The sequence below is a fragment of the Acidisphaera sp. L21 genome, from assembly GCF_009765685.1.
Taxonomy (GTDB): Bacteria; Pseudomonadota; Alphaproteobacteria; order Acetobacterales; family Acetobacteraceae; genus LMUY01.
This window is the reverse complement of record NZ_LMUY01000113.1, coordinates 1-9735: the sequence shown is the minus strand read 5'-3', so window position 1 is coordinate 9735 and position 9735 is coordinate 1. Positions and strand designations below refer to the sequence as shown.

The 9735-nt window shown below is 66.5% G+C and carries 9 protein-coding genes; all 9 read left to right on the top strand.

Features of this window, described 5'->3' with window-relative positions; genetic code table 11:
- Nucleotides 1–898: lyase family protein (locus tag GSQ76_RS21805; RefSeq protein WP_254070564.1), on the top strand; the 898-nt coding region annotated here is incomplete at its 5' end.
- Nucleotides 895–2394 carry an argininosuccinate lyase gene (argH, locus tag GSQ76_RS21800; protein ID WP_158746226.1) on the top strand — a complete coding sequence of 500 codons (1500 nt, stop codon included), beginning with the start codon at nucleotides 895–897 and terminating at the stop codon, nucleotides 2392–2394. The genes GSQ76_RS21805 and argH, both read left to right, overlap by 4 nt.
- A complete protein-coding gene (locus GSQ76_RS21795) occupies nucleotides 2387–3379 on the top strand; it encodes an ABC transporter ATP-binding protein (protein ID WP_254070563.1) in 993 nt (330 codons plus the stop codon). Before argH ends, GSQ76_RS21795 begins: the two co-directional genes overlap by 8 nt.
- On the top strand, nucleotides 3376–4365 hold the full coding sequence (locus GSQ76_RS21790) for an ABC transporter ATP-binding protein (RefSeq protein WP_158746224.1): 990 nt from the start codon (nucleotides 3376–3378) through the stop codon (nucleotides 4363–4365). The genes GSQ76_RS21795 and GSQ76_RS21790 overlap by 4 nt, the downstream gene beginning before the upstream one ends.
- A complete protein-coding gene (locus tag GSQ76_RS21785) occupies nucleotides 4362–5912 on the top strand; it encodes an ABC transporter substrate-binding protein (RefSeq protein WP_158746223.1) in 1551 nt (516 codons plus the stop codon). Before GSQ76_RS21790 ends, GSQ76_RS21785 begins: the two co-directional genes overlap by 4 nt.
- Nucleotides 5912–6862, top strand: a complete 951-nt coding sequence (locus tag GSQ76_RS21780; protein ID WP_158746222.1) for an ABC transporter permease — start codon at nucleotides 5912–5914, stop codon at nucleotides 6860–6862. Before GSQ76_RS21785 ends, GSQ76_RS21780 begins: the two co-directional genes overlap by 1 nt.
- Nucleotides 6859–7689: an ABC transporter permease gene (locus tag GSQ76_RS21775; protein WP_158746221.1), complete on the top strand. Its 831-nt coding sequence runs from the start codon at nucleotides 6859–6861 to the stop codon at nucleotides 7687–7689. Before GSQ76_RS21780 ends, GSQ76_RS21775 begins: the two co-directional genes overlap by 4 nt.
- Nucleotides 7686–8774 (top strand): mandelate racemase/muconate lactonizing enzyme family protein, encoded by a 1089-nt coding sequence (locus tag GSQ76_RS21770; protein WP_158746220.1) that lies wholly within the window; start codon nucleotides 7686–7688, stop codon nucleotides 8772–8774. The genes GSQ76_RS21775 and GSQ76_RS21770 overlap by 4 nt, the downstream gene beginning before the upstream one ends.
- Before the next feature lie 23 nt (nucleotides 8775–8797).
- A partial coding sequence (locus GSQ76_RS21765) for a cache domain-containing protein (RefSeq protein ID WP_216851214.1) occupies nucleotides 8798–9735 on the top strand: 938 nt, incomplete at its 3' end.

Here is a 9735-nt window from a genome sequence, read left to right as displayed (position 1 = left end):
TGCCGTGCCCGTCACCTTCGGCTTCAAGGTCGCGGTGTGGATCGACGAGGTGCTGCGCCATGTGGAACGGCTGCGCCAGGCGGAACCGCGCGTGTTCGTGGCGATGTTGGGCGGGGCCGCGGGCACCTTCGCCTCCCTGGGCGACAAAGGCCCGGCGGTGCAGGCAGGCATCGCGAAATACCTCGACATGACGCCCATGGCCGTGCCCGCCCGCACCATTGGCGACCACATCGCCGAATATATCCTGTTGCTGGGCATGTTAGGGGCGACCTGCGGCAAGATTGGCCGTGAGCTCTACACGCTGATGAAAACCGAGTTCGGCGAGGTGGAGGAGCCGGTGACGCCGGGCACGGTTGGCAGTTCCACGATGCCGCAGAAGCGCAACCCGCATTATTGCCAGGACGTGATCGCCTGTGCGGCGGAACTGCGCTCCATCGTGCCGTTCGCACTTGAGGCGATGCAGACGGAACACGAGGCGGACCGCACCACCAGCCTGATGACCCGCGAGGCGACGTCGCGTGCGTGCGCGCTGACCGGTGACATGCTGGTTCGGTTGAACATGATCCTGTCCGGGCTGGATCTGAAGCCGGATCGCATGCGCAACAACCTGGACCTGGGCGGCGGGCTGATCATGGCGGAGGCGGTGATGCTGCAACTGGGCGCCGCCATCGGGCGGCAGCATGCGCATGACGTGGTGTACGATGCGGCGCAGGCGGCCTTCACCGAGACCAAGGATTTCAGCGCGTTACTGGCGGGGGACACGCGGGTGACGGAGCACCTGAAGAAGGAGGCGATCGACGCGCTGCTCGACCCGACGGAATATACCGGTCTTTGCGCCCAAATGGCACGCGATGCGGCTGCCAGGGCTCGTGCGGCGACGGCTGCCGCGGCAGCATGACCGGCGTTTCGATGCGGGAGCGGGTCAAGCGCCCGCCCTCGGAGGCGTTGCTGGATAGCTATATCAGCCCCGCCTTGGCACGCGCGTTCGCGTTCAATTTCGAGAACGAGATTTGGGTGCATCTGGCGCATGCGCAGATGCTGGTCCGGCAGGGGATCATCGGGGCCGGCGATGCAGACGCCATCATGGCGGCCTTGCTGCGGCTGCACGGAATGGGGCCGGAGGTGTTGGGCGCCGATGGGTCGTTGGAGGATTTGTATTCCTATACGGAACGCTGGTTGATCGGCGAATTGGGCCCGGAGGTGGGTGGCCGGTTGCATACTGGCCGTAGCCGCAATGATTTGGATGTGACCAAGTGGCGGATGACGCTGCGCACGGCCATGCTGGCCACGCTGGAGCGGCTGCTGGACATGCGGGATGCCGTGTTGGAGGGCGCTTCCCGCTACGCCGACATGGTGATGCCCGGCTACACGCACTCGCAGCACGCGCAGCCGGTGACGTTCGGCTATTACCTGCTGGGTTTTGCGGATGTGCTGGCGCGGGATTTCTCGCGCGGTTTCGCGGCGCTATCGCGCACCAATTGTTCGCCGCTCGGCGCTGCGGCGCTCACCACCACCTCGTTTCCGCTGGACCGGGAGTGGACGGCGGCCGCGTTGGGGTTCGAGGGGCTGGTGGAGGTCGCCTACGACGCCGTGTCCAGCCGCGACGACGCGCATGAGACGGCGGCGGCGATGGCCATTCTGATGACGGGGCTATCCCGACTGGCCACCGACCTGCAGGCCTGGAGCACCATGGAATACGGGATGGTGGAGTTGGGCGACCAACACTCCGCCGTCAGCAGCATCATGCCGCAGAAGAAGAACCCGGCCGCGCTGGAGCACATCAAGGCGGAGGCTGCGCAGATCACCGGCTATCTGGTCGCGGCATTGGCAAGCAGCAAGAACACTGCCTATGGCGACGTGAGCGATGGCGTTACGGGGACGGCGGATCCGTCGCTGGACGCCGTGCTGCGCACCGGCCGCGTGCTGCGGCTGTTCGCGGAGGTGCTGGGTGCGCTGACCCTGGCACCGGACCGCATGCGCCACCTGGCGGCCATCGGCTTCGGCACGGCGACGGAATTGGCCGACGTGATCGTCTCGGCGACCGGCCTGTCCTTTCGCATGGCGCATAACATCGTGGCCAACGTGGTGACGGAGGCGATCGAGCAGGGCAGGACCGCGGACACCATCACCGCCGGCGAACTGGACGCCGCGTCGACGTTGCTGTTTGGCCGCACGCTGGGCCTGGACCCGGCGGTGGTGACGGCGGCGCTGGACCCGGCGGGCAATGTGCGCCGGCGCCGGGTGACCGGTGGGCCGGCGCCGGATACGCTGGCCGCGATGGTGGCGGCGCGCGTGGCGAGCCTGGCGGGCGACCGGGACGCCCTGCAGCGCGTTGGCAGCTTCGTCCGTGATGCCCGGGCGCGCGTTTTTGCCGCGGCAAGACCCGTTGCTTGAACCGATTGGCACCGACGTCCCGCTGCTGAGCGTGCGTGGACTTGGGATTGGGTTCGACGGCACACCGGCGGTGGCCGACGTGTCGTTCGACATCCACGCCAGGGAGACCGTGGGGCTGGTGGGGGAGAGCGGCTGCGGCAAGTCGGTGACGGGGCTTGCGATCATGGGTCTGCTGCCCCCCCGCGCGGTGCAGGTGAGCGGCTCCGTGCGTCTTGCCGGGCAAGAGTTGCTGGGCTTGCCGGACCGGGCGATGCGCCGGGTTCGCGGCCGGCGCATCGGCATGATCTTCCAGGAGCCGATGAGTGCGCTCGATCCCGTCTTCACGATCGGCGAGCAGATCACCGAGACCTTGGTCGCCCATATTCGCCTGTCTGCGGCGCAGGCGCGTGAGCGGGCGGTCGCGGCGCTCGCCGATGTTGGGATTGCGCAGCCTCGCGAGCGGCTCGATTCCTATCCGCACCAGCTGTCCGGCGGCATGCGCCAGCGGGTGATGATCGCGATTGCGTTGGCGTGCGAGCCGGAACTGCTGATCGCTGACGAGCCGACGACGGCGCTGGATGTGACGGTGCAGGGCCAGATCCTCGATCTGCTGCAAGATTGCAGCGCCCGGCTGGGAACGGCGCTGCTGCTGATCACGCATGATTTGGGCGTGGTGGCGGAATCCTGCGCCCGGGTGCTCACCATGTATGCTGGACAGGTGGTGGAGACGGCGCAGGTCGGTCGCGCGCTTGCGCACCCCAGACACCCCTACACCTCCGGCCTGTTGCGGTCCTTGCCGCGGCTCGGCACGCCGGGCCAGCGGTTGCAGTCGATCGGCGGCCGGGTGCCGCCGCCCTGGGACATGCCGCCCGGTTGCCGCTTTGCGCCGCGATGCCAGCATGTGGAGCCGCGTTGCGCGTTGCCGCAGGCGTTGGAGCCGGATAGTAGGGGCGCGGTGCGCTGTTGCCGCCATGGCGAATTGGCGTTGCCGGGCGCCTTCGGATGACCGCCGCCGTCACCGCCGAGGATTTGCAGATCCGCTTTCGCCTGCGTGGGCAAGGAACGCTGCGGGCGGTGGACGGGGTGAGCATGGCGGTCCAGCCGCGCGAGACGCTGGGGATCATCGGTGAATCCGGGTCGGGCAAATCGACGTTGGGCCGCGCGCTGGTTGGGACGACTGCGCCGACGGCCGGGCGGGTGCTGCATGATGGCAAAGACCTGGCCGCCCTGCGCGGTGCGGCAAGGCGGGCGCATCGCCGCGACTACCAGTTGGTGTATCAGGACCCGAACGCGGCGCTGGATCCGCGGATGTCCGTCCTGCAATCGGTGCGGGAGCCGCTGGATATCGCCAAACTGGGGGCCCGGGCGGATCGGGAGCGCAAGGCGCTGGCGCTGCTGGACCGGATGGGGCTGACGGCCGAGCAGGCCGGGCGCTACCCGCACGAGCTGTCCGGGGGGCAGAAGCAGCGGGTCAACATTGCCCGCGCGCTGACCGTGTCGCCGCGGTTCATCGTGTGCGACGAGATGGTGGCCGCCCTGGATGTGTCGATCCAGGCCGACATCCTGAACCTGTTCGCGGAATTGCGGCAGGAGTTTGGGCTGACCACGCTGTTCATCACGCACGATATCGGCGTCGTGACGCATGTGAGCGATCGCATCGGGGTCATGTATCTGGGGCGGCTGATGGAGTTGGGCGCGGCGTCTGCTGTGACGTCGCAGGCGCTGCATCCGTATACGCGGGCGTTGCTGTCGGCCGAGCCGGAGTTCGTCCCGGCACAAGCGGGGCGCACGCGCCGCCGGGTCACGCTGCAGGGCGAGATCCCGAGCCCGCTGCACCCGCCCTCCGGATGCCGGTTCCGCACCCGCTGCCCGCTGGCGGCCGAGCGCTGCGCGACGGAGGAACCGGCGTGGCGGGAGGCCAGGGCCGGGCATTTCGTGGCCTGCCACTTCGCACTCAATCAAGAAGACGCCCAAAGGGAGGCAATATCATGAGCCAGGACGCACAAGGACTAGGCCGGCGTGGCGTTTTGGCCGGGGCGGGGGCGCTGCTGTCGGCGACTGCGGCACGGGCCCAGGCGCCGGCGCCGCAACCACGCCGGGGTGGCACGCTGCGGGTTTGCACCTACGCGGCACCCTCCACGCTGGACCCGATCACCGGGCGCAACGGCACCGACCACGTGTTCCTCTACCCGGCGGTCGAGACGCTGATCGATTTCGAACCGACGAGTATGCTGGCGCGGCCCGGGCTGGCGAAAGCATGGTCGTTTCCGGACCCCAAGACGTTCGTGCTGGATTTGCGCGAAGGCGTCCTGTTCCACGACAGCACGCCGTTCGACGCCGCTGCCGTGAAAATCAACCTGGAGCGCGCGGCGGGCGATGCACGGTCCAACGTGCGGACGGATTTCGATTCCGTCCGTTCGGTGGAGGTTACGGGGCCGTCCCAGGTGACGCTGCGTCTGTCCCGGCCGGACAGCGCCCTGCCGCTGTCGCTATCGGACCGGGCGGGCATGATCATCTCGCCAAAGGCAATCAAGGAATTGGGGGTGCAGACGGACCGGCAGCCGGTCGGCACCGGGGCGATGCGCGTGGTGACCTACACCGATAACGACCGCGTGGTGTACGTGCGCAACGACAAATATTGGCAGCCTGACCAGTCTTATCTGGATGGCATGGAAATCCGCACCATCGCCGATACCGCGACGAGCCTGCGGTCGGTCATGGCGGGCGAGAACGACTTTGCGTTCGAGTTATCGCCCGAGCAGAAGCCGCTGCTGGACCGAGCGCGTAACCTGACGACGGTGGTCACGCCGAGCTTTCGCCTGCACACCGTCTACCTGAATTACAGCCGCAAGCCACTGAACGACCAGCGGGTGCGGCAGGCGTTGAATTACGCCATCGACCGCAATGCGCTGAACAAGGCGGTCGGGCTGGGATTGAACCAAGCCACGACGACCGAATTGCCGAAGGAGCACTGGGCTTGCGATCCCACAACGGTTTCAGGCTACACCTACGACCCCGCCAAGGCGAAGGCGCTGCTGGCGGAGGCCGGGTATGCCGATGGGTGTGACATCAACTTCATCGGCTGGACTGAGCAGCGCTGGCAGAAGGTGCAGGAAATCCTGATGGAGCAGATGAAGCCCGCCGGGTTTCGCCTGCATCTTTCGCTCGGCTCGCCCGGCGACACCGCGACGCGCTTTTTCGGGCCGGGCAAGGAGGGCGATGGGCGGGTCGCGGTTTGGAGTGGGCGGCCGGACCCCAGCCAGATCTACCGCCAATTGTTCGGCAAGGGGTCGTATTACAACGCGGGGAGTGGCGAGACGCCGGGGGTGGAGGCGTTGCTGACGGCGTCCGTCGGCACCACGGACGTCGAGGCCCGCAAGGCCGAGCTATCCAAACTGCAGCACCTCGTGCTGGAGCAGGGTCTGATGCTGCCGATGATGTTCGAGGCGGAGATCGTCGCCTTCCACAAGAATGTGCATGGCTACCAGCCGAACCTGTTGGGCAAGCCGAAGCTGCACACGATGTGGATGGATGCGTAATGCATGCCGGCCGCCTGCTCGCCATGCGGCTGTTGCAGGTGGTGCCGATCATCGTGGTGGCCACCTTCGTCGTGTTCGGACTGTTGCACCTGACGCCGGGTGACCCGGCGATGATGTTGGCGGGGGACAACCCGACACCGCAGCACGTGGCGGAGATCCGCCACCTCTATGGGCTGGACCGGCCGTTTCTGGACCAGTATGGGCTGTGGTTGTGGCATGCCGCCCACGGCGACCTATCGCAGTCGTTGCTGACCCGCGCGCCGGTGAGCAGCCTGATCCTGCAACGGTTGCCGAATACGTTGCTGATCGTGGCGCTGGCGCTGGTGTTGGGGCTTGGTTTCGGCATCCCGCTGGGTATCGCGGCGGCCGTGCGCAATGGTTCCGCGGTCGACCAGGCGCTCACCAGCGCGGCCTCCCTCGGCGTGGCACTGCCTTCATTCTGGCTGGCGATGATCCTGGTGACGGTGTTTGCGCTGGACCTGAACTGGTTTCCGGCCAGCGGCGCCGCCTCGCTGCTGGGTGCGCCGTTGGACGCGCTGCGGCACGCGGCACTTCCCGCCATCGCGCTGGCCGGGAGCACCGTGGCGGAGGTGGCGAGGCAGTTGCGGAGCGCGCTGATCGAGGTGTTGGGCACGCAGTATATCCGGACCTTGCGCGCGAAGGGTTTGTCGCCGACGCGGATCCTTTGGAAACATGGGCTGAAGAACGTGGCCGTCACCCTGCTGACGGTGACGGGGCTGATGGTGAACCGGCTGCTCGGCGCCACCGTGGTGATCGAGGCGGTGTTCGCCATCCCGGGCACCGGCAGCCTGATCTCCTACTCCGCCATCAATAAGGACTTTCCTGTCGTGCAGGGGGTCGTGTTCGTGTTGGTGATCGGCGTGATCCTGACCAATCTGCTGGTCGACCTGGTAGCGGCGGCGCTGGACCCGCGGGTGTCGCGCGCATGACGCGGTGGCGCCTGCCGGTCGGCGCGATGCTGGCGCTGCTGTTCCTCGGCTTCCTGGTGGTCTTGTCGGTGGCCGCCCGCTGGATTGCCCCGGCCTCGCCCATTCAGCAAAACCTGGACGACATGATGCTGGGTCCGGGTCCCGGACATTTGTTGGGGACGGACGATCTGGGCCGGGACGTGTTGAGCCGGTTGATCTATGGCGCGCCCGTGAGCCTGTATGCCTGCTCGCTGGCGGTTGGGGTGGCAACGATACTGGGGGTGCCGTTCGGGGTGCTGATCGGCTTCGTCGGCGGGTGGGCCGACGAGGTCGGCAGCCGGCTGTTGGACGCGTTGCTGTCGTTCCCGGCCATCGTGCTGGCGATCGGCGTCACCGGGGCGTTGGGGATCGGCACGACGAACGCGATGTTGGCGGTGGGCCTGGTGTTGGCGCCGGTGATGGCCCGCGTGGTGCGAGCCCAGACGCTGGTGGTGCGCGGCAGCCTGTTCGTCGAGGCGGCGCAGGGGTTTGGCGCCGGGCCGCTACGGGTGATCGTGCGCCATATCCTTCCGAATGCGATTCAGCCGGTGATCGTGCAGATCACGCTCGCCTTGGCCATGGCGCTGCTGGCGGAGGCGAGCCTGAGCTTCCTGGGGCTGGGCGTGCAGCCGCCGCAGCCGAGTTGGGGCAATATGCTCGCCCGCGCCTACGGCTATATGGAGATCGCGCCAGAGCAGATGTATCCGCCGGGCCTGGCCATTCTGCTGACGGCGCTGTCGTTCAATGCGCTGGGCGAGTGGCTGCGGGTTGTACTCGATCCCACCATGCGCAAAAGGGGCAAATCATGAAGATCACGTCCGTGACGATGGAGGAATATCGCTGGCCGCGGCCGAAGCCGATCACCAATGGGAAGCACACCTACACGCACGTCGATTACTCGATCGTGCGCATCGCGACCGATGACGGCGTGGAAGGCATCGGCGTCGGCTATGGCGGTCCGATCGCGCGCGCGACGGTGGGGCATTTGGCGCCACTGCTGATCGGGCAGGACCCGGTCGATGTCGAGCGGTTGTGGGCCGCGATGTGGGTGCCAAAGCTGATCGGCCGCCGCGGCCTGACCACGCGAGCGATTTCCGCCATCGACATCGGGCTATGGGACATCCGGGGCAAGGTGGCGGGCATGCCGCTGCACAAGCTGCTCGGCGGGTTCCGGGACCGGGTGCCGACCTATGTCGCAGGCGGCTATTACGAGGAGGGCAAGGGGCTGCGCGAGTTGGCCGCGGAGATGGAGGAGGCGGTGTCGCTCGGCGCCCGTGCGGTGAAGATGAAAGTCGGCGCGGTGCCGCAGGTGGAGGATGCCGAGCGGGTGCGCGCCGTCCGCGATGCCATCGGGCCCGGCATCAAGTTGATGGTGGATGCCAATTGCGCGTACCGCCACTACGAGGCCATTCAGTTTGCCCGGCGGATCGAGGCGTATGACGTCGCCTGGTTCGAGGAGCCGGTTGCCCCGGACGACTACGCCGGGCATCGCAAGGTTGCCCGGTCCACGACGATACCGATCGCGACCGGCGAAAACGAGTACACGCGGTATGGCTTTCGCGATCTGATCCAGGCAGATGCGGCCAGCATCTTGAACGCCGATGCGAAGGTTCTGGGCGGCGTCACCGAGTTCATGAAGGTCGCCGCGCTCGCGCAGGCTCACGACCTGGACATTGCGCCGCATGGTTCGCAGGACATCCACATCCACCTGGTAGCCGCGATCCCAAATGGGCTGATGCTGGAGTTCTATGCCGGGCATTTCGACCCGATGTGGGGCCGGGTTTATCGCGACACGTTGGCGATCAACCCGGACGGCACGGTGACCGCACCCTCGGCGCCCGGGCTGGGGCTGGACCTCGATACCGCGTTCCTGCAGCAGTTTCGTGTCATGTGATGGTGCGGATGGCGTGCCGGGCATTGGCGAGCGCCACGTCGCGCGGGCGTTCGTCGGAGCCGTTAACCTGGATTAAACCGGTTGAAAGGATGTTGACACTCTCGTCTTTGACCAAAAGTTTGCCCTGCGGAGCCCCGAAAATGATCGCGCGACAGTCGAACTCAATCTGGCTCAAGATTGTCGGGAGCGGTTTCGCGGCCGTCCTGTTTACGAGCGTCGCGATTGGGGGGCTGAGCTTTCAGCGGCAGTATCAATCGGGCGAAGACAGCATCGAGACGCATCTCGCAAGCGATATCGATGCCATCCAGACGGATATGCACGCCCAGGCCCGCAATGCGGAAGGTGTCGCACTGGTGATCTCCGGCGAGCCCGATATGGCGGATCTGATGGTGGCGAAAGCGCGCGAGGAGATCGTCCGTCGCTTCATCACCAATTTCAACAAACTCAAATCGAGTCTCAATCTACAGCTTCTCACCTTCTCCGATACGACAGGGGTCGTCCTGGCGCGTGTGCACGACCCCGAGGTCGCGGTTGGCGATAATATCAGCGACCGGCGGAAGATGTATGCTGTTGCGGTCAAGACCGGCGCCATCGTCACCGGGATCGAGCCCGGCCGGGCCGCCATGGCGGTATTTGCGTCCGCCCCCGTGTTCAAAGCGGGTAAGGTGGTTGGCGTCGCCGATGTCGGCACCACGCTGACGACCGACTATTTCGCTCGCCTCAAATCACAGTTGAAGGCCGACATCGCGGTTCGGTTGATCAAGGGGGACGGGTTCGAGACGCAGAACTCGACCTACGCCGACAAGCCGATTCTGGCGGATACCGAGTTGAAGGCGGTCACGAATGGTGATGCGATTCATCGGTCGATTACGCGTGGCGACCGCAGCTTCGAGGTCGGCGGCGTTCCCGTGAAAGATTATTCCGGCCGCACGATCGGCGTGATCGAAGTCGCCTCGGACGT